Here is a 19857-nt window from a genome sequence, read left to right on the forward strand (position 1 = left end):
CTCAATCGGCGATGTTGCGCGCTTCGGATGTTCCGAGGATTTCCGGATGCTGCACGCGCTTGCGGCGGTTGAGCAGCGGATGCAGGAACACGGCACCGACGATGATCGCCACGCCCAGGTAGAACCACGGGGTGACTTCGTGCTGCTCGCGCAGCAGCACCACGGCCAGCAACACGGCGTAGACCGGTTCCAGGTTGGTGACCAGCTGCACGGTGTAGGCGCTGAGGTGGCGCAGCGCGACCAGGGCCAGGGCGAACGGCAGCAGCGTGCAGACACCGGCCAGCACCAGCAGCAGGATGCCGTCGTGCAGGTCGGGAACGATCCACAACGGGCTGGCCAGCGCTGGCAGCAGGTACGGCATCAGCGGTCCCAGCAGGGTGAGGGTGAGCGTGCCCGCGCCAAGTTCCAGCGCGGTCACCGTCAGCGGATCGGCATGGCTGACCATGCGCTTGTTGAGCGAGCCGAACACTGCCACCAGCAGGGCCGAGAGCGCACCGATCAACACGCCCAGGCGCATGCCGTCGGGCACGCCGCCCACCACCAGCGCCACACCGGGCAGCACGGCCAGGCCGAAGGCCAGTTCGCGCAGCTGGAAGGGACGCTTGGCCACCCAGGGCTCGATGATCGAGGTGAACACCGGTGCCAGGGCGATGCAGGTGGCGGCAACCGAGGCATTGGCCAGCTTCACCGCGCCGTAGAAGGTCAGCCAGTGCAGGGCCACCAGCGCGCCGATACCGGCATAGCCGGCGACCAGCCGCAGCGGCAACGTGCGCAGCCCGCGCCAGACCCGCGGCAGCAACGCCAGCATCGCCACCACCAGCAGCATCCGCCACCACACCAGCGGCAGCGCCGGCAGGGTGATCAACTTGCCGAGGATGGCGGTGACGCCCCACAGCAGGACACAGAAGTGGATCTGCCAAAGCGCTTTGCGGGTGTCGGGTGTGCTCATCGGGGTATTGTGAGGCAAGCCGCATCGGCGGGCGATGCCTGTGGCATGCTCGCGGCGTTGCCACGAGGGAGCCGTGCATGCCTGCTGCCCGTTTTCTTCTGCTGCGCGGCTGGGCGCTGTTGACCGCACTGGTCGCGGCAGCATCGCTGCTGCTGCAGTTTGCCCTGCTGATGCGCGGCATCGGCGCCAGCCTGGGACCCGGCGTGGCGAGCCTGCGCTTCTTCAGCTACTTCACCATCCTCAGCAATCTGGCCGTGTGCCTGGGCTGCCTCTGGCTCTGCGGCGGCCGCGCACTGCGACCTACGGTAGCCGCTACCCTGGCACTGTGCATCGGCGTCACCGGCCTGATCTATCTGCTGGCGCTGCAGGGGCTGTGGCAGCCAACTGGCCTGCAATGGTGGGCCGATGCCGGCTTGCACTACGTGGTGCCGCTGCTGTATCTGGCCGGTTGGGCGGGGCTGCTGCCACATGGTGGCCTGCGCTGGCGTGCGTTGGGTGTGGTCCTGCTGGTGCCGCTGGCCTACCTGGGCTGGGCGATGCTCACGGCCTCGTGGCTGGGCAGCGCACCGTATCCGTTCCTGGAAGTACAGCGGATCGGTTCGCGTGCATTCGGCCTCAGCGTGCTGCGCGTCGGCGGGGTGTTCGTGCTGGGCTGGACACTGCTGTGGGCAGTGGACCGCTGGCGCCGTCGATGACCCGCTGCAGCGCCATCGCCGCCGCCGGATTGCGCACCTTGCCGGCGCCGATGCACAGCAGGTAGACCTCGCGCGGCGCGGCAGGGGACGGTGCGGCCAGGCAGGGCAGGTCGTCCACCGCCTCACCCCGGGCCCAGCACCGCGCGCGCGTGGCCCAGCGCTGCTGCATCGGCTGGGGAAGACCTTCGGCCAGTCTGGCCTGGCTGCGTTTGATCCGTGCATAGACGAAGCCCGCGGTGATGTCGCCATGCAGCGGCGATTCGTCGCTGTCTTCGATCACCAGGGCCACGCCATGCCGGCGCGCCGCTTGCACCAGTTCCGGCCCATGGACGCTGGCGTTGCGCACCTCCAACGCATGCTGCAACCCCGTTCCATCCAGCTGCCTGGGCAGCTGTGCCATGAAGGCATCCAGCGCCGCGGCATCGGCCGGGTGCTGCGGGTCGAACTGCCAGAGCAACGGGCCCAGCCGGTCGCCCAGCGCGACGGCCGCCTGCAGGAACGCGCTGGCCGCCTCGATCGTGGACGACAGGTCGCGACGCTGCACCAGATGACGCGGGGCCTTCATCGAGAACCGGAAACCTTCCGGCGTCTGCGCTGCCCATTGCGCGCACTGGGCCGCTGTCGGGGTGCGGTAGAAGGTGCCGTTGATCTCGATGCAGCGCAACGCACGACTGGCATAGGCCAGCTCTTCGCGCTGGATCAGTCCTGGCGGATAGAAGGCGCCCCCACGCCATTGCGGGAACACCCAGCCGCCGATACCGCAGCGGACCGGCGCCGCAGACGCTTGCCGTGCCGTCATTGCGTGTGTTCCGCCCGCCACGGATCGTAACTGCCGAACCACCACAGGTAGCCTTCCGGGTCGGCGCAGGCATAGCCACGTCCACCGTAGGCCTGGTCGGCAATGTCGATGACGATGCGCGCACCGGCAGCCTTGGCCCGGGCATAGTGGGCGTCGACATCGGTGACGATCACGCAGGCACTTTGGGTCTGCCGGCCGCCGACTTCATCGGGCATCACCGCCAGCTTGGCCCATTCGCCGCTGTTGCTGGCAGATCCGAGCATGATCATGCCCTGGCCGAATACCAGCTGCGCGTGATGCACCCTATCGCCGTCGGCATGCACGGCCTGCGCGTGGAAACCGAACGCGCGCTGCAGCCAGTCGATGGCCGCCAGCGCATCGCGGTAACGCAGGCACGGAATGATGGTGGAGCCGTTGATGCTCTGGCCGTTCGCACCCATGACACCCCTCCTATGGCACAGGGCAGGCTGCACCCGTGGCCGTTACCATCGCGCGAAACCCCGGTGACGGCCTGCACATGGCCGCTACCCCTGTTCGGAGATGGTGCTGGATGAAAACCTGGATCGGAGGAGCCGTGCTGCTTGCGTGCACGACCATGGCCAATGCGGCGACCCCGCAGCAGCTGCAGGACCTGGATGCGACCGTGGAGCGCGTGCGCGCGCAGTTCGACGTGCCCGGTATCGCCGTGGCCGTGGTCAAGGACGGGCAGGTGGTGCTGGAACGCGGCTGGGGCGTGCGTGAGCTGGGCAAGCCGGCGCCGGTCGAGGCCGATACCCTGTTCGCCATCGCCTCCAACACCAAGGCCTTCACTGCCACCTCGCTGAATCTGCTGGCCGAGGACGGCAAGCTGAAGATGGACGACAAGGTGATCGACCACCTGCCATCGTTCCGCATGTCCGATCCGTTCGTGACCGGGCAGATGACGATCCGCGACCTGCTTTCCCACCGCAGCGGCCTGAGCCTGGGCGCGGGCGACCTGCTGTTCTGGCCAACCACCTCCTACAGTAATGCCGAAGTCGTGCAGCGCCTCGGCCAGGTGCCGCTGAAGGGCGGTTTCCGCGAGCGCTATGCCTACGACAACATCCTGTATGCAGTCGCCCAGCAGGTGATCGAGCACGTTTCGGGAATGAGCTACCAGCAGTTCCTGCAGACACGCATCTTCGACAAGGTCGGCATGGCCGGCACGCGCTACAACGCCGATCACCTCAAGGCCGGCGACAAGGCTGCGGTCGGCCACGCCAAGTACGATTTCAAGGACCTGCGCACCGTTGCACCGTTGACCTGGTCGAACAATGCCGGTGCCGGTGGCATCTATTCCAATGCCCACGACATGGCACGCTGGATGCAGGTGCAGCTGGCCGAAGGCAAGCTGGCCGATGGCACTGCGCTGTTCACCGCCAAGAGCCAGCAGCAGATGTGGCAGATGATCACGCCGCAGACGATCCCGGCGCCGAGCGTGCCGGAGCTGGCGCCGGCGCGGGCCAACTTCGCCGGCTATGGCGAGGGCTGGAGCCTGAGCGACTATCGCGGGCAGAAGCTGGTCTGGCACACCGGTGGCTGGCCGGGCATGGTTTCGCGGCTGACCCTGGTGCCGGGCGAGAAGCTGGGCGTGGTGGTGCTGACCAACCAGGAAGTGGGTGCGGCCTTCAATGCGATCACGCTGAGCGTGCTCGATGCCTACCTTGGCGGTGAAAAGCACGACTGGGTGGATGCCTATGCCAAGGGCGTGGCCAAGGGCCAGGACAAGGCCGACGAAGCGTGGGCCAAGCACCAGGCCGAGCGTGACAAGGGCAGCAGGCCGTCGTTGCCGCTGGCCGGGTATGCGGCCACCTACCGCGACCGCTGGTATGGCGACATGGTGGTGACGGCGGAAGGCAAGGGCCTGCGCCTGCGCTTTGCGAAGACCGCACAGCTGAGCGGCCGCCTGGAGCACTGGCAGCACGACACCTTCATCGTGCGCTGGGACGACCGCTCGCTCAATGCCGATGCGTTCGTCAATTTCAGCCTGGACCCGGATGGAAAAGTGCGCGAGGTGCGCATGCAGCCGATCTCGGACCTGACCGATTTCAGCTTCGATTTCCAGGACCTGCTGTTCACGCCGGTGAAATGACGCCGCCAGGCGCGGCGCTACCGTTTGGCCGAGCGGACGGGTAGCGCCGGACCACGTCAGGCGAGCGCGTAGCGCGGTTGCAGGCGATCCGCCGGGCATGGCCCGGCGCCACCCGGAACCGGTGGTGATCGTCGGCCGGCGTACACACGCGGCGTGGGATACTCCGCCGGCTATCGATGGCGAGGGAATGCGATGTTCCGTTGGTTTGAATCCCTGATTCCGGTGTTTCCGCCCATTGACGGGCGCATGCCGCCGCGCACCGTGGTGCCGTTCTACCTGCACTACCTGCGGCCGGTGTGGCCGGTGCTGCTGGCCACCCTGGTCGCTGGCCTGCTGCTGGCGCTGGTGGAAGTGGCGATGTTCGATTTCCTCGGTCGCATCGTCGACATGGTTGCCGAGCAGCCCGGCGCGGACTTCTTCCAGCGCCATGCCGATACGCTCGGCTGGATGCTGTTCATCACCGTCATCGCGCGCCCGATCCTGGTCGGCCTGCACAACCTGCTGGTCAACCAGGCCATCGTGCCGGGGCTGAGCAATCGATCGCGCTGGCTGATGCACAACTACGTGGTGCGGCAGAGCCTGAGCTTCTTCCAGAACGACTTCGCCGGCAGCATGGCCAACCGGGTGATGCAGACCGGTACCTCGCTGCGCGAGTCGGCGGTGCAGATGGTCGATTCGCTGTGGTACATCGTGGTCTATACCGGCACCGCGCTGTACCTGTTCGCGCAGGCCGACTGGCGGTTGATGGTGCCGCTGATCCTGTGGCTGCTGGCCTACGTGGTGATCATGATCTACTTCGTGCCGCGCGCGAAGGAACGGGCCTGGATCGCCTCGGAGGCGCGCTCCAAGGCGATGGGACGCATCGTCGATGGCTACACCAACATTCCCACGCTGAAGCTGTTCGCCCACGGCGGCCGCGAGCAGGCCTATGTCGCCGATTCGATCCAGGAGCTGGCGGTCAAGCACCGCGCGCAGACCCGGATCACCACCGGCATGGACCTGACCATCGCCATCGTCAATGGTTTCCTCATCGCCGGCACCTGTGGCCTGGCACTGTGGCTGTGGAACGGCGGACACATCACCGTCGGCGCGATCACCCTGGCAACCGGCCTGGTGATCCGCATCCACAACATGTCCGGCTGGATCATGTGGACCATCAACGGCATCTTCGAAGACATCGGTACCGTGCAGGATGGCATCACCACCATCGCCCAGCCGCTGACCGTGCAGGACCGCGAGGATGCGGTGCCGCTGCAGGTGACTCGTGGCGGTGTGCACTTCCAGGATGTCCATTTCCATTACGGCAAGAAGGGCGGCGTGATCGCCGGCCTGGACCTGGTGGTGAAGCCGGGCGAGAAGATCGGCCTGGTCGGCCCCTCCGGTGCCGGCAAGTCGACGCTGGTGAACGTACTGCTGCGGCTGTACGACCTGGAAAGCGGGCGCATCCTGATCGATGATCAGAACATCGCCTACGTCACCCAGGAAAGCCTGCGCCAGCAGATCGGCGTGGTCACCCAGGACACCTCGCTGCTGCACCGTTCGATCCGCGACAACCTGCTGTACGGCCGTCCCGATGCGACCGACGCGCAGCTGCACGCGGCCGTGGCCAAGGCGCGCGCGGAGGCCTTCATCGACACGCTGGTCGACGGGGAAGGGCGTCGTGGCTACGACGCGCATGTCGGCGAGCGCGGGGTGAAGCTGTCCGGTGGCCAGCGCCAGCGCATCGCCATTGCCCGTGTGCTGCTGAAGGACGCCCCGATCCTGGTGCTGGACGAGGCGACCTCGGCACTGGACTCGGAAGTGGAAGCGGCCATCCAGGACAACCTGGACGAGCTGATGGGCGGCAAGACGGTGATCGCGATCGCCCATCGTCTGTCGACCATCGCGCGCATGGACCGGCTGGTGGTGATGGACCAGGGCCGGATCGTCGAGACCGGTAGCCATGCCGAGCTGATCGAGGCCGGTGGACTGTACGCGCGCTTGTGGGCACGGCAGACCGGTGGTTTTGTAGCTGCGGAGCAATGACCAACGCCGCACGGTGGATGCGCAACAGTAGATCCACGCCATGCGTGGATGCTGTGCCACACGGATAAAGAAACGGCCCGGGTTTCCCCGGGCCGTTTTCATTCAACTCACACCCGATCCCTCACTCGATCGGCTGGTCCAGCATCAGCTGGCGTGCGAAGCGCACCGGCGGTGCGCCGTAGGACAGCATCTGGTCGTGGTAGGCCTTCAGCTTGAACTTGTCACCCAGCTTGTCCTGCATCGCCTTGCGGGTGTCGAAGTGTTCCTGCGCACCGACGAAGTAGGTCGGCAGCTGAGCCGAGGTCAGCTGCGCGCGCACCCACTTGCCCGAGGCTTCGCTTTCCTGCTGGAAGGCGTCGTGGGTCATCAGGTGCATCGCCTTTTCGCGATCCCAGTTGTCCACGTGCACACCCTGGTCGAGGATCGCGTTGGAAATCGTGCGCAGGTAGAACTTCAGCTGCACCAGGTGGAACAGCGGGTCGTTGTTGAGATACCCCTGCTCCTGCATCATGCGCTCGGTGTAGACCGCCCAGCCTTCGGCGAACAGGCCCGAGCGCAGCACCGCGCGCAGGGTGGAGGGGAACTTGGCCGAATGCCAGCCTTCCAGATAGTGGCCCGGGGTGCCCTCGTGGATGCTCAGCAGGTGGATCATGCGCGAGTTGTATTCGCGCAGGAACGAATCGACCTGCTTGTCGTTCCAGTCGTCCGGAATCGGCGAAACCGCGTAGAAGGTCTTCAGGTTCTTGTCCAGCGGGCCCGGCGAATCGCAATAGGCCACGGCCACGCCACGCTGGAATTCCGGCATCAGGATGATGTCCACCGGCGCGTCGGGCAGGGTCATCAGGTCGTGCTCGCGGACGAACGCAGTGGACTGCTCCAGTGCGGCCTTGGCGTCGTCGACCACCTTGTCGCGCGCCGGCTTGTCAGCGTAGGCCAGCTCCAGCGCGGCCTCGATCCCCTTCTGCTGCTGTTCGTCGGTCGGCTGCGCCGGCATTTCCGGTGCGCCCGGCTTGTCCTTCAGCACGGTCTGCGCGATGCCGTACATGTCCTCGCGCACGCGCTTGAGTTCGGCGCGTGCACGCTCACCGATCTCCTGCCGCGACAGCGAGGAATTCAGCGCGAACTTGAGCTTCTGGTCGTACTTTTCCGCACCGATGCGGAAGTCACCCTTGGCGTTCGGCACCAGGGTCTTGTCCAGCCAGGTCTGCTGTTCGTCCACGGCCTTCTTCAGGCCGTCGATGGCGGCCTGCAGGCGCTGCTGGTCGGCCTGCGGCAGCTCGCCGATGTGCGGGGTGATGAAGGTATCGACGATGCTGAGGATGCCCTTGTTCTGCTTGGCCACGGTCTCGGCATGGATCTTCGGCACGCGCGCCGGATCCAGGTTTTCGCGAGCCTGGGCGAAGATCGCCGGCAGTTTCTCCATGCGCGCGGTGGCGGCCTTCAGGCGCTCGGGCAGCGGCGCGAACTCGCGTGCCATCAGGCCGTAGATCGCGCTGCCGGCAACGCCGTTGTACAGCTGCGGATCCCACTTGCCGGACTGCATGACCTCGGCATTCCAGATTTCCGACTGCAGCTGGTTGCGCAGGATCGCTGCATCCACCTGGTTTTCGCGGCCCAGCTTGGCCACCTCGATCTTGTCCAGCTCGCCCAGCAGGCCCTTGTAGGCGTCCACGGTCTTCTGCTGGCCGGCCGCGCTCAGGTCGTCGATCTCGCTGTCATAGCGGTGGTCGCCGATCTGGGTGGCGCTGACCGGGGACAGCTGCATCCAGGTATCCAGGGCACGCTTGGACAGGTCGGCGAAGGCGGCGTCGACCGCCGCATCTCCGGCCTGCTGGCTGGCGGCCGGGGTGGAACCGTTGGTCGGGGCATCGGCCGGCTGGCAACCGGCGAGGGCGGCGGCGAGGGCGAGGGCAAGAAGATGCGGGCGCATCGGCATTCCTGTACGGGGTCAATCCTCGAGCATAGGCCCCCGGGGCTGCTTTGTCCCCGTGCCATAGGATTACCATGGGTGCATACAAGGACTCTCCAGCGGAGCGCGGGACATGGAATACCAGGGAAGCTGCCATTGCGGCAGGATCGCATTCACCGTGCAGGCCGACGCCCCCATCAAGGACGTCATCGACTGCAACTGCTCGATGTGCCGCCGCCGCGGCAGCCTGCTCTGGTTCGCCCCGCGCGAGGCGTTCCAGCTGGGCACCGATATCGCCGACGTGGCGACCTACCAGTTCAACACCCATAACATCGATCACCATCACTGCCGCGAGTGCGGCACCGCGCCGTACAGCGAGGCGGTGGATCCGCGCAGCGGCCTGCCGATGGTGGCGATCAACGTGCGCTGCCTGCCACAGGTCGAGCTGGGTGGGCTGTCGATCACCGCGTTCGACGGAGCCTCGCGATGACGGCGCCTCGCGTGTGGACGCGCGTGGTTATCGTGCCGGCATTGCTGCTGGCGCTGGCGGCCTGTGCCAAGAACGGTGAGCGAGCGCAGGAGGCCGGCGCAGTCGCTGCCGATGCCGATGCCGCTGTCGCTTCGCCGGAAGGCGCTTTCCTGGCCTACGAGCACGATGTGCAGGTGCAGCTGGAAGCAGCGCAGATCGCCCCGCGCATCCAGCAGGTCGCGCAGGCGTGCCAGAACGCGAAGTTCGGTGAGTGCGCGGTGCTGCAGGTGGATCAGCGCAGTGGCGAACGGCCCAGTGGCGAAGTCAAGGTACGCATCGCGCCGAAGGGCGTGGAATCGCTGATCGGCCTGGCCGGCGAGGGCGGCAAGCTGCAGGCGCGCAACACGCGTGCCGAGGACCTGGCCCAGCAGGTGGCCGACACCGCGCTGACCAAGGCTCGGCTGGAGAAGGAGCACGCGCGGCTGCTGTCCTACCAGGACCGCGGCGATCTGAAGATCGAGGATCTGATGGCGATCACTACGCGCCTGTCGGAGATCGAGGCGGGGGTGGAACAGGCCACCAAGGATGCCGCCCAGCAGCGCAGGCGCATCGATACCCAGCTGGTGACCCTGCACTTCGACACGACGTCCGGCCAGCGCAGCCGCAGCGAGATCGGCGAAGCACTGAGCGAGTCGGGCAGCATTCTCAGCACCAGCGTGGCATTCCTGATCCGTGCCGCGGCCGCTTTGCTGCCGGTGGGCGTGGTGGCGCTGGTGATGGCCTGGATCGTCCGTGCGCTGATCCGTCGCCGACGCCGCAAGCCCTGATCGAACCGCGCCGCGTATTCGCCGGGCATGGCCCGGCGCTACCGGAACAGACGGCGCATGGCCCGGCGTTACCGACGTGCCTTGAGCATCGGGTAGCGCCGGGCCATGCCCGGCGGACGCTCAGCCTTCGTCGGTCTCGTATTCGACGAACACATCCAGTTCCAGTGCCAGTTCCTGCACCGCATCGCGCACTTTCTGCGCGGTGCTCTCGTTGCCTACTTCCACTTCCAGTTCGTGGGTACCCGGGCCGATGTCGTCGGACAGCCCGGCCGAGCTGGAGTCATCGTCGTCCATGTGCGGCATCAGGTCGTCGGTCTCTTCGACGTGTTCGATGCCTTCCAGGCCGAGCAGCAGGTCGCTGATCGCGCGGGCATCATCTTCGGTTCCGGTAATTCTCAGTCGCAGCAGGGCCATGGCGGAAGCACGTTGTGGGGTTCGCCTGCAGCCTAGCCAGCGCTGGGCAAAGATCGGGTGAGGGCGCAGTCAGCCGGGTGTGCTCGGGCGGCCCAGCAGGCTGTCCGGCAACGCCGGCACCGGCGTGCGCTCATCCGCTGCCTGGCCCAGCAGCCAGTCGATGAACAGCCGTGCGGCGGGGCTGGGCGGTCGCCCTTCGGCATGCACCACGTAATAGGCATAGCGTGCCTTCAGTGCAGGGCCAGGCAGGCGTACCAGCTCATAGCGCTGCAGGTACGGCTGGGCGACGTGGGTGCGCGCCAGCACCGCGCCCATGCCGTACACCGCCGCGCGCATCGCATCGGTACTGTCGGCAAAGGTGTGCATTGCCGGCAGCGGTGACGGCGGACGCACGCCGGCATGGCGGAACCAATCGCGCCAGCCTTGTGGTGACAGATCGCTCAGCAGCGGCAGCTCGGCGATACGTGCCGGGTCCTGCAGTGCTTCGACTCCCGGCAGCGCCGGGGACGCGACGGGAAACAGGTTGTCGTCCATCAGGTGCTGCGCATGCAGTCCGGGCCATTGGCCCAGTCCGTAGCGGATGCCGACCTCCGGGCCGTTCTCGTCGTAACGGTCCAGGCCACTGCCGGTGTGCAGCTCGATGCGGATGTGTGGATGGGCCTGGGTGAAACGCGGTAGCCGTGGCAGCAGCCAGCAGTACGACAGCGAGCGCAGCGTCGCGATCCGCAGCGGCACGCTGTCCGCGTCCGGCTGCAGATGGTGGGCGACGGCAGCGACATCGGTGAACGCCGCGCTGGCGGCGTCGGCCAACTGCCGGCCTTCGGCGGTCAGGCGTACCCCGCGTGCATGGCGCAGGAACAGGCGCGTGGCCAGCACCTCTTCCAGGCGCCGCACATGGTGGCTGACCGCGCTGGCGGTCAGATGCAGTTCCTGCGCGGCCTGGGCGAAGTTCTGATGGCGCGCAGCGACCGCGAAAACGGCCAGGGCGGGAAGCAGGGAAGGGCGTAGCAGCATGTCCAGCCTCAAACCATATTTGTGGCTGGCAGCGATACTACGCGCTTGTGCAGCGGGCGTCTGCGGCTGATCCTGTGTGGCCGGAACAGCGCCTCGATGACGAACGGACAGAGCACATGAATGCGATACCCCAAGCGACCGAGCGTGATTGGCGCACACCGCTGGAATTGACCCTGCTCGGCGCGATCTGGGGCTGCTCGTTCCTGTTCATGCGGGTGGCGGTGCCTTCATTCGGGCCGTTCGCCCTGGTCGAGGTGCGGCTGGTGCTGGGCGCACTGGTGTTGCTGCCGTTCCTGTGGCGCGCACGCGCGCAGTTCCCACCGCGCCGCTGGTTGTGGTTGGCGCCGATCGGCCTGGTCAATTCGGCGTTGCCGTTCGTGCTGTTCGCGTACGCCGCAGAGCGTGCGCCGGCGGCCATCGGTGCGATCTGCAATGCGATGACGGTGCTGTTTGCCGCACTGATCGCCTTCCTGTTCTTCGGCGAGAAGATAGGTGTACGCCGCGCCGGCGCGCTGCTGGTGGGGTTTGCCGGCGTGGTGGTGCTGGCCACGGCCAAGATCTCGGGGCTGAGCATCGGCACGGCCGTACTTGCCGGTGCCGCCGCCTCGCTGCTGTACGGCTTGGGCGTGAACCTGGTGAAGCGGCACATGACCGGTCTGCCTTCGGCTGCTGCCGCCGCTGCCACGTTGTCGTGCGCCTCATTGTGGTTGTTGCCGATGGCGCTCACTCATCTGCCGCAGGGTCCGATCCCAGGCAAGGCCTGGGGCGCGGCGATCGCGCTGGGCGTGGTCTGCACCGGATTCGCCTTCCTGATGTTCTATCGCCTGATCGGCCGCATCGGCCCGTCGCGTGCGTCAACGGTGACCTACCTTGTTCCGTTGTTCGGTGCTGCGTTCGCCTGGTTGTTCCTGGGCGAGCCGGTGACGCTGCAGATGCTGATTGCGGGTGCGCTGATTCTCGGTAGCGTGGCGGTGAGTCAGAAGGGCTGAGGGCGCCGACGCAGCGTCGTCCGACACACTGGTAGTGCCGGGCGCTGCCCGGCAGCCTTTTCCCGCGCCTGCGGGGAGGCGTCACTTTCTTTGCTCGTGCAAAGAAAGTAACCAAAGAAACACGCCGCCAGGTCGCGAGCCGGTGCTGCGCACCGGTGCCCTGCGCTCCTCGGCCCGTCGAGGGGCGGCGCGCAGAAGTCAGCCGACTAACAGTCGGCTCTACAGGACATCGGCGCCTCTTCGCCCTCGCCGGACCTGCGGTGCTCGGCTCGCTCAAGGCGGACTGGAAGGTCAAGACCAACAGCAAGAGCATCCACGCATGGCGTGGATCTACTGGGTGCAGCTGCGGCCTTTGATCTGGGTCCGCCTTGAGCGAGCCGAGCATCGCAGGGGACCGACGTGCGCAGCACGGCGGCTCGCGACCGGCGGCGCGTTTCTTTTGGTTACTTTTCTTTTCGCGCGAAAAGAAAAGTGACGCCCATGAACGGTGAAGCACCTTCAGCACACGTCACGCGAGGAAAGCATCACCGTACCGGCACCGGAATATTGCACAGGTCGATATGCCCGGCCGGGCGCTTGTAGAAATCATCCACGCGGTTGCGCCGCGCTTCGACCGTATCGGCGAAGGTCTTTGAATCCGTGCGCAGCACCTGGATCGGCGTGCGCTCGGCCGCGGGTACGTCGCTGACGCGGCGGATCGACACGATCGGTGTGCGCAGCTTCGGGTCGGTGTAGAAACCCATCGGTGCCGGTCCACGCTGGATCGCACTGAGCAGTTCCATGCCCTTCAGCACGCGGCCGACCAGGGTGATGTTGCGGTCCAGCTGGCGCGGCGACTGGCCGGTCACCACATACAGTTCGGCACCGATGCTGCTGTCTTCCTCGTTGCTGCGGCCCGCACCCAGCATGCCGTAGCAGTGCGCCAGCCAGGCCTGGCCGGCCTGCGGGTCCTGGCCGACCGGGAAGCCGTCGACGAAGCCGGTCTGCGCTGCCCAGCCATCACGGTCGGGCAGCACGCTCACCTTCAAACCGCTGTTGGCACGCTCGAATTCGGCCGGCAGCTTGCGCTGGGCGCTGCCGAACGGCTTGGCCTTGGCGGCATCGTCGGCGTCGGCATCGCCGAACTGCACCACGAAGTTGTCCTGTGAGCGGTAGATGCTGGTGCCGTCCCAGAAGTGCTCGTGGGCGAAGGTCTGGATGTTGGCGACATGGCGCGGGGCAAACTGCGGCGCCAGCTCGATGATCACCCGCCCGGCTGGCAGGTCCATGTACAGCAGGTTGGCCGGGTCCGGCGTGCGCCAGTCGCTGGCCGCGGAGGCATCGAGGATCTGCTGCGGGCTGCGGTAGGGCGTGGCTGCGCTGGCCATTGCGGGCAGCAGGCAGGCCAGGGCAAGGGCGGTCAGGGCAAGGCGTCGACGGTGCGGCATGGGATCCCCGGAACATGAACGAGGTCTCGATTCTGCGCGAGAGTGCGTGCCTGCGCCACGGTCGCGTGCTGGCCGTGTCCATGTACGTGCGGCACGATGGTCATTCTCCTTAATGGAAGCAGATGATGTTGATACCGCATCCGGAGGCCCCCGAAGCCGCACTGAGCGCCAGAATCGACCAGATCCTGAAGGCGTTCGTCGATGAAGGGGGGAATCGTGTGCATTGGTTGCAGACGTTGTCGCCACGTGGGCTGTTCGATCTTGATGAGCGTCGGCGCAGTTGGTGGGCTGCCAACGATGATGGCCTGCTCGCCTGCCTGAAAGCCTGTGCAGCGGCGCCGGTTACTGTGCAGACGGCGGCACTGTTCCTTGCGGGCTCGGATGGCAATGGCCGCACGCGTGAGGCCGCGTTGCAGATGATGCGCTCGGTGCCCAGCCATTTGACGTTGTCCTGTGCCTTGCTCCGCTGCAATGACTGGGTGGCTGAAGTGCGTGCGGCGGCGCAGGATTGCGTGATGTCCCTGCTCGGGCAGTGCGCGGTGCAGCACGTACTGGCGGCTTGGCCGGTCGCCGTGCGCCTGCGCCATTCCCAGCGCGTTGATCGGGCGTGGCTCGAGGGCACCCTGTTCGCCTGGTTGTCATCGCCCTCCAGCCGCATAGTGCTTGAAGGACTGCTGGGCCATCCCGACGCACGCACCCGGCTGATGGCCTACGCCGTCGCCCTGCACAGTCATCCGGATCGGGCAGCATTGCGCGTGCGCGCGATTCTGGACAGTGATCCGCACATCTCGCACCTGGCACTTGCCGATCTTCTGCACCACGGTGAGCCTGCGGATGTCGAGGCGAAGTGCGCGCTGGCATTGTCCGCGCCTGCGAGCGGGGTACGTAGTGCCGCGTTGCGTGCGCTGGTCGAGCGCGAGGTGGCCGGCTTGGATGCGCACATCGAAACCGCGGCATTCGACCGTTCGAGAGGCGTGCGCCGGTTGGCGATGTGGCTGCTCCAGCAGCGGCAGGCCACGCCGGCCATCGCGTTGTGGCGAGACGAGCTCAAGCACCGTCGACGCGCGCGATGGCGCGAAGCATTGGAAGCGCTGGCCGATCACGCCGAGGCAGAGGATATGCCTGCATTGCGCGCCTTGTTGCCCCAGGTATCGGCGCGCCATCAGCGCAACTGCCTGCGCGGCTGGGTGCGGGCCGAGGGCGGTGCCCGTCTGGCATTGCTGCGCGAGGCACTGGAAAAGCCGGGGCGGACCGTGAATGCGTTGCTGGCCAGCGCCACCGTGCTATGGGCGGCAGAGCTGGACCCGCGGCGCCTGCTCGCCTTCTGCCACGACGGTCCTTCGCCGGTGGCACAGGCTGGCCTGCTCGGGCAGCTGACCCGGCTGCCCTTGTGGCAACACCTCGACCTGCTGCTGGATGCGGTACCGCAGCGCGAGGATGAACGTGCCTGGCACCTGCGGCTCGTGCATGGCTGGCTTCGGGTGAGCGGGCAGTACTCGCCGCTCGGGGCCGCCCGCCGGCAGGCCCTGCTCAGCCGGCTTGAAGAGGGCAGGCACGCTTTGCCGCAGAACGTTGCGGCCCAAGTGCGGGCGGCCGTCCATCATGCCTGAAGGCCCCTTTCCGCAAGGCAGGATGACTAACGACACATTCGCTATACCGAACTTCGCACTACTGTGGACTTCAACGTAGTGGAGGGCCGGTCATGTCCGAGGACGATGTCCACCTGAAGAAGTTCCAGAAGGAGCTCAGCGCCGGCACCGTGTCGCTGGCCCTGCTCGCAGTGCTGGCCCGCGCCGGTGAGCCGCTGTACGGCTACCTGATCGCCAAGGAGCTGGAACGGGTGGGCGAGGGCGTGCTCAGTGGCAAGCAGAGCGCGCTGTACCCGGTGCTGCGCAACCTGGAGGGCGCCGGCCTGCTGGAGAGCCATGTGGAGCCGTCCAGCAGCGGGCCGCCGCGCCGCTACTACCGCATCAACGCGCGTGGCCGGGAGGTGCTGCAGCAATGGCGCCAGGCCTGGCGCGACACCCGTGATTCCGTCGATTCCGTGTTGGAGGGGGTACCGCAATGAACGACCTGGACCTGGCAGGCAACCGTCTGCCCAGCACCATCCCGCAGTACCTGGCGCAGCTGCGTGCCGCGCTGGACGGTGCCGATCCGGCGATGGTGCAGGACGCCCTGTACGACGCCGAGGAATACCTGCGCTCTGAACTGGCGGCGCAACCCGGCCGCAGCGAAGCCGAGGTCATCGCCGATGTCGCCGGCAGCTACGGTGCACCGGACGAGGTGGCGGAGATCTATCGCGAAACCGAGCTCACGGTGAACCGCGCGCTGCGCACGCCGCGGGCTGACACGGCCCCGGTGCTGCGTGCGGCGGCCGAGGCCAGCGGTGCTGCACCGGCGGCACCGCCCGCAGCGCCCGTGCACCGCTCGCTGCTGGCGCGTTTCTTCGGCGTAGTGACGGACCCGCACACCTACGGCGCGCTGTTCTACATGCTGTTGTCGCTGGCCACCGGCATCTTCTTCTTCACCTGGGTGGTCACCGGCCTGTCGCTGTCGCTGGGCCTGCTGATCCTGATCATCGGCGTCCCGCTGACGGTGCTGTTCTTCGGCTCGGTGCGTGGACTGGCGTTGCTGGAAGGGCGGCTGGTGGAAGCGCTGCTGGGCGAGCGCATGCCGCGCCGGCCGCAGTACACCGACCGCAGCCGCAGCTGGCTGCAGCGTATCGGCGACATGTTCACCGATGGCCGCACCTGGCTGACCCTGCTGTACTTCGTGCTGATGCTGCCGCTGGGCATCATCTACTTCACCATCGCGGTGACCTTGCTGTCGCTGTCGCTGGGCTTGATCTGGGCACCGGTGGCGGCGATCTTCAGCGGCGACATCCCCGGCATCTACATCAACGACGTGAACGTGCTGCCGATGGCAGCCTCGCCGCTGGTGGCGATCGTGGTAGCAGCGGTGGGTGTGTTGCTGCTGCTGCTGACGATGCACCTGGCACGCGGCATCGGCAAGCTGCACGGCATGCTGGCCAAGAACCTGCTGGTGCGCTTGTAAGGCAGCGATCTGTTCTCTGGTGGGTGCCGACCTCGGTCGGCACTTCGCCATGGTAGGTGCCAACCTTGGTTGGCACGAACCATCAGGTGTCAGTACGCTTGAAAGAGCGCCAACCAAGGTTGGCATCTACCGAAAGCGCCAACCAAGGTTGGCATCTACCAGAAGCGCCAACCAAGGTTGGCATCCACCAGGGGCGTGCTACCCCGCCTTGCGGCGCAGCGGGGTGACGTTGCTCTTCTTCTTCGTGGCCTTCGCTGCCGGGGCTTCGGCATGCGCGGCGAAGAAGTCACGCACCTTCGGGTACACCACTTCGCGCCAGCGGCGGCCGCTGAAGATGCCGTAATGGCCTGCACCATCCACGATGAAGTGTTCACGGCGTTCGGCCGGTATACCGCTGCACAGCGCCTGCGCCGCTTCGGTCTGGCCGAGGCCGGCGATATCGTCCAGCTCGCCTTCGATGCTCAGCAGCGCGGTATCGCGGATTGCCGACGGGTCGACCTTTTCGCCGTTGACCACCCACTCGCCACGCGGCAGCAGGAAGTCCTGGAACACCACGGAGATGGTGTCCAGGTAGTACTTGGCCGGCATGTCCAGCACCGCGTTGTACTCGTCGTAGAAGCGACGGTGCGCGTCGGCATCCTCCAGGTCGCCCTTCACCAGGTCGGTGTAGAAATCCCAGTGCGAGCTGAAGTGGCGGCTGGGATTCATCGACAGGAAGCCGGCGTGCTGCAGGAAACCGGGATACACGCGGCGGCCGACACCGGGATAGCTGGCCGGTACGGTGTGGATGACGTTGTTCTCGAACCACGACAACGGGTTCTGCGTGGCCAGGTTGTTGACCGCGGTCGGGCTGCAGCGCGCGTCGATCGGGCCACCCATCATCACCAGCGTGCGCGGCGTCGGTTCGCCGCGGCTGGCCATCAATGAAACCGCGGCCAGCACCGGTACGGTCGGCTGGCAGACACTCACCACGTGCAGGCGCTCCACGCCAAGATGGCGGATGAACTCCTGGATGTAGGCGATGTAGTCGTCCAGCCCGAATTCGCCTTCGCTGCCGGGCACCATGCGCGCGTCGACCCAGTCGGTCACGTACACGCGGTGGTCGCGCAGCAGCGTGCGCACGGTGTCGCGCAGCAGCGTGGCGTGATGGCCCGACAACGGCGCCACCACCAGCACGAACGGCTGGTTGAGCATGGTGTGCAGCTGGTCGGCTTCATTGCTGTGGCGCTTGAAGCGCAGCAGATTGCAGAACGGCTTGCTGAGTTCCTCGTGCACCACGATCGGCACGCGCTCGCCCTCGACCTCGATTTCGTTGATGCCCCATTCGGGCTTCTCGTAATCCTTGCCGATGCGATGGAACAGCTCATTGACCGCCGCCAAGCGATCAGCGCCGGGCATCTGCGACCACCAGTGTCCCTGGTTGGCGAAGAACTTGGCGTTGGCCTGGGCCTGGTGCACCCAGGGGGCGAGCAGGTTGCGGGTCAGTTCGTGCAGTTGATAGAGCATGCCGACCGAATATGTATGGTCTTATGTTGCCGCGCAGCATAGCGCATCCGACCGTCCCGGACGTTAAACAGACGCACTGCCCGTATTCAGCGGGCCGCCTGTTCCAGCGCAGTGGCTTCGGTGGCCAGTGCTGGCCCCAGCCAGAGGTGGGACCCGACTGCCTGCAGGCCTTGGCGCGTCAGCTCGCGCCGGTACCAGCGGGCCGGGCGCGACTGGAAGCCGTCATGGTCGCCCTCGAATTCATCTTCGGCGGCGAAGGTCTCCAAGAACGCCACGCCTGCGGTCAGCTCGGCGACACCGGCCAAGCCTGCGCGAAGTTCGCGGTTGGGCACGTAGTGCATCACGTCCGAACAGACCAGCAGGTCGACCGGGGCGCAGGGCCGCAGCCAGGCGAAATCGCCAAAGCTGGCCAGGTGCAGGTTGCGGGTGCGACCGTAGCGGCGCACAGCGTACTCGCTGCTGTCGAAACCGAGGTATTCGACCTTCGGACGCAGTTTCAGCAGCGGTGCGCGCCACGCACCTTCGCCGCAGCCGATATCCAGCACGCTGCGGATCGGTCGTTCCAGGTAGTACTCGGCCGTCGCCACGGCGAGGGCGACCTTGCGCGCCAGGCGCGCGCTGCCGCCGATGTCGGCGTGCCGGTACCAGCGCTGGAAGTAGGCGGCGTCGTAGGTCTTGTCCATGGCGTTCGGGTGCAGTCGTGAAATCGGCGCCTATCGTACGGCGTTGCAGCACACCATGCGTCGATGTGTCGCGGCGGTTGCACGTGAGGTGGCCTCGTCAGCACATGCGAGAATGGCGGACATCCACGCCAGCCGCCGGAGCGAGCGCATGCAGAGCTACTACTGGGTCAAGACCTTCCACATCGTGTTCGTGGTGGCATGGATGGCCACGGTGTTCTACCTGCCGCGCATCCTGGTGAACCTGTCCGAGACGGCGGGGCAGCCGGCGGTGGTTGAGCGCCTGCAGCTGATGGGCATGCGCTTGTACCGCTTCGGCCATTCGATGTTCGGCCTGGCGTTCGTGCTCGGCCTGGTGCTGTGGCTGGGCTACAAGGTGATTCCGGATTTCCCGACCATGGTCGCCCCGGGTGGCGCGGGATGGCTGCACGCCAAGCTGGGCCTGGTGGTGGTGCTGCTAGCGTACTTCATCTGGATCGGGCGGCTGCTGAAGGGCGTGGCCAAGGGCAGGGCGCTGCCGTCGTCGCGCGCGCTGCGCTGGATCAACGAGATTCCGCTGCTGGCCTTCATCCCGATCGTCTGGCTGGTGCTGGCCAAGCCGTTCTGAGATCTGGAGCTCTCGAACATGTCACTTTCTTGCTCGTGCAAGAAAGTAACCAAAGAACACGCCGCCAGGTCGCGAGCCGGTGCTACGCACCGGTGCCCTGTGCTTCTCGGTGAATCAGGGGACGGCGCCGAACTCGCTGCGCTCAGACATCGGCGCCTCTACGCCCCTGATTCCCCTGCGATGCTCGGCTCGCTAAAAGGCGGACCCAACGTCAAACGCCACACCTGCACCCAGTAGATCCACGCCATGCGTGGATGCTTTTCGCTCTGCTTTCCCAATCCGCCTTCAAGCGAGCCGAGCACCGGAGGTCCGGCAAGGGCGTAGAGGCGCGGATGTTTGAGCGTAGCGAGTTCCGCGCCGTCCCTTGTCGGACTGAGGAGCGC

20 protein-coding genes are annotated in these 19857 nt (G+C 66.5%); 10 read left to right on the top strand and 10 right to left on the bottom strand.

Translation table 11 applies throughout. The features are described 5' to 3' along the window. Position 1 precedes the first annotated feature (1 nt). Positions 2-949, bottom strand: coding sequence for a DMT family transporter (locus BW38_RS13465; RefSeq protein ID WP_032975762.1), 948 nt, complete (start codon positions 947-949; stop codon positions 2-4). Positions 950-1026: 77 nt separating this feature from the next. On the opposite strand from BW38_RS13465, the gene BW38_RS13460 reads away from it, so the two are divergent. Continuing rightward, the gene (locus tag BW38_RS13460; protein ID WP_032975763.1) at positions 1027-1644 is read left to right on the top strand and encodes a Pr6Pr family membrane protein; all 618 of its coding nucleotides are present in this window, start codon (positions 1027-1029) and stop codon (positions 1642-1644) included. Here BW38_RS13460 and BW38_RS13455 read toward each other — a convergent pair. Together BW38_RS13455 and BW38_RS13450 are read right to left on the bottom strand one after the other, a co-directional pair. Continuing rightward, on the bottom strand, positions 1565-2443 hold the full coding sequence (locus BW38_RS13455; protein ID WP_032975764.1) for a DUF72 domain-containing protein: 879 nt from the start codon (positions 2441-2443) through the stop codon (positions 1565-1567). The two genes, BW38_RS13460 and BW38_RS13455, sit on opposite strands and share 80 nt — an antisense overlap. Continuing rightward, the gene (locus tag BW38_RS13450; protein ID WP_032975765.1) at positions 2440-2883 is read right to left on the bottom strand and encodes a VOC family protein; all 444 of its coding nucleotides are present in this window, start codon (positions 2881-2883) and stop codon (positions 2440-2442) included. Before BW38_RS13450 ends, BW38_RS13455 begins: the two co-directional genes overlap by 4 nt. A 110-nt stretch (positions 2884-2993) precedes the next feature. Between BW38_RS13450 and BW38_RS13445 the strand changes: the two genes are divergently transcribed. Together BW38_RS13445 and smrA are read left to right on the top strand one after the other, a co-directional pair. Then, positions 2994-4553, top strand: a complete 1560-nt coding sequence (locus BW38_RS13445) for a serine hydrolase (RefSeq protein ID WP_032975766.1) — start codon at positions 2994-2996, stop codon at positions 4551-4553. 192 nt (positions 4554-4745) lie between these two features. Next, on the top strand, positions 4746-6578 hold the full coding sequence (gene smrA, locus BW38_RS13440; protein WP_032975768.1) for a multidrug efflux ABC transporter SmrA: 1833 nt from the start codon (positions 4746-4748) through the stop codon (positions 6576-6578). A gap of 121 nt (positions 6579-6699) precedes the next feature. Here smrA and BW38_RS13435 read toward each other — a convergent pair whose 3' ends face one another. After that, positions 6700-8508 carry a DUF885 domain-containing protein gene (locus BW38_RS13435; RefSeq protein WP_032975769.1) on the bottom strand — a complete coding sequence of 603 codons (1809 nt, stop codon included), beginning with the start codon at positions 8506-8508 and terminating at the stop codon, positions 6700-6702. A gap of 112 nt (positions 8509-8620) precedes the next feature. Between BW38_RS13435 and BW38_RS13430 the strand changes: the two genes are divergently transcribed. Together BW38_RS13430 and BW38_RS13425 are read left to right on the top strand one after the other, a co-directional pair. Then, positions 8621-8977 carry a GFA family protein gene (locus BW38_RS13430; RefSeq protein WP_025877700.1) on the top strand — a complete coding sequence of 119 codons (357 nt, stop codon included), beginning with the start codon at positions 8621-8623 and terminating at the stop codon, positions 8975-8977. After that, positions 8974-9783 (top strand): DUF4349 domain-containing protein, encoded by an 810-nt coding sequence (locus tag BW38_RS13425; RefSeq protein ID WP_032975770.1) that lies wholly within the window; start codon positions 8974-8976, stop codon positions 9781-9783. The genes BW38_RS13430 and BW38_RS13425 overlap by 4 nt, the downstream gene beginning before the upstream one ends. Positions 9784-9903: 120 nt before the next feature. On the opposite strand, the gene BW38_RS13420 is transcribed toward BW38_RS13425, so the two are convergent. Both BW38_RS13420 and BW38_RS13415 read right to left on the bottom strand, forming a co-directional pair. Beyond that, a complete protein-coding gene (locus BW38_RS13420) occupies positions 9904-10197 on the bottom strand; it encodes a hypothetical protein (protein ID WP_025877698.1) in 294 nt (97 codons plus the stop codon). A 69-nt stretch (positions 10198-10266) separates the two neighbouring features. After that, positions 10267-11211 carry a LysR substrate-binding domain-containing protein gene (locus tag BW38_RS13415; RefSeq protein WP_025877697.1) on the bottom strand — a complete coding sequence of 315 codons (945 nt, stop codon included), beginning with the start codon at positions 11209-11211 and terminating at the stop codon, positions 10267-10269. A gap of 116 nt (positions 11212-11327) precedes the next feature. Between BW38_RS13415 and BW38_RS13410 the strand changes: the two genes are divergently transcribed. After that, positions 11328-12200, top strand: coding sequence for a DMT family transporter (locus tag BW38_RS13410; protein ID WP_025877696.1), 873 nt, complete (start codon positions 11328-11330; stop codon positions 12198-12200). 524 nt (positions 12201-12724) lie between these two features. Here the strand turns inward: BW38_RS13410 and BW38_RS13405 are convergent. After that, a complete protein-coding gene (locus BW38_RS13405; RefSeq protein WP_032975772.1) occupies positions 12725-13627 on the bottom strand; it encodes a peptidylprolyl isomerase in 903 nt (300 codons plus the stop codon). After that, positions 13600-14214 (bottom strand): hypothetical protein, encoded by a 615-nt coding sequence (locus BW38_RS21745; protein ID WP_152543293.1) that lies wholly within the window; start codon positions 14212-14214, stop codon positions 13600-13602. Before BW38_RS21745 ends, BW38_RS13405 begins: the two co-directional genes overlap by 28 nt. On the opposite strand from BW38_RS21745, the gene BW38_RS13400 reads away from it, so the two are divergent. The 3 genes from BW38_RS13400 (at position 14200) to BW38_RS13390 (ending at position 16681) form a co-directional block, all read left to right on the top strand. Beyond that, a complete protein-coding gene (locus BW38_RS13400; RefSeq protein WP_152543294.1) occupies positions 14200-15237 on the top strand; it encodes a hypothetical protein in 1038 nt (345 codons plus the stop codon). The genes BW38_RS21745 and BW38_RS13400 overlap by 15 nt on opposite strands. 92 nt (positions 15238-15329) lie before the next feature. Continuing rightward, on the top strand, positions 15330-15695 hold the full coding sequence (locus BW38_RS13395) for a PadR family transcriptional regulator (protein ID WP_032975774.1): 366 nt from the start codon (positions 15330-15332) through the stop codon (positions 15693-15695). Then, positions 15692-16681 carry a sensor domain-containing protein gene (locus BW38_RS13390; protein ID WP_032975776.1) on the top strand — a complete coding sequence of 330 codons (990 nt, stop codon included), beginning with the start codon at positions 15692-15694 and terminating at the stop codon, positions 16679-16681. The genes BW38_RS13395 and BW38_RS13390 overlap by 4 nt, the downstream gene beginning before the upstream one ends. 198 nt (positions 16682-16879) lie before the next feature. Here BW38_RS13390 and phaZ read toward each other — a convergent pair whose 3' ends face one another. Both phaZ and BW38_RS13380 read right to left on the bottom strand, forming a co-directional pair. Further along, the gene (phaZ, locus tag BW38_RS13385) at positions 16880-18187 is read right to left on the bottom strand and encodes a polyhydroxyalkanoate depolymerase (RefSeq protein ID WP_032975777.1); all 1308 of its coding nucleotides are present in this window, start codon (positions 18185-18187) and stop codon (positions 16880-16882) included. Between the two features lie 86 nt (positions 18188-18273). Further along, positions 18274-18870, bottom strand: a complete 597-nt coding sequence (locus tag BW38_RS13380; RefSeq protein ID WP_032975778.1) for a class I SAM-dependent methyltransferase — start codon at positions 18868-18870, stop codon at positions 18274-18276. Between the two features lie 148 nt (positions 18871-19018). Between BW38_RS13380 and BW38_RS13375 the strand changes: the two genes are divergently transcribed. Beyond that, positions 19019-19474 carry a CopD family protein gene (locus BW38_RS13375; RefSeq protein ID WP_025877688.1) on the top strand — a complete coding sequence of 152 codons (456 nt, stop codon included), beginning with the start codon at positions 19019-19021 and terminating at the stop codon, positions 19472-19474. Positions 19475-19857: the final 383 nt, after the last annotated feature.

The organism is Stenotrophomonas sp. RIT309 (assembly GCF_000632045.1).
Classification (GTDB): Bacteria; Pseudomonadota; Gammaproteobacteria; order Xanthomonadales; family Xanthomonadaceae; genus Stenotrophomonas; species Stenotrophomonas indicatrix.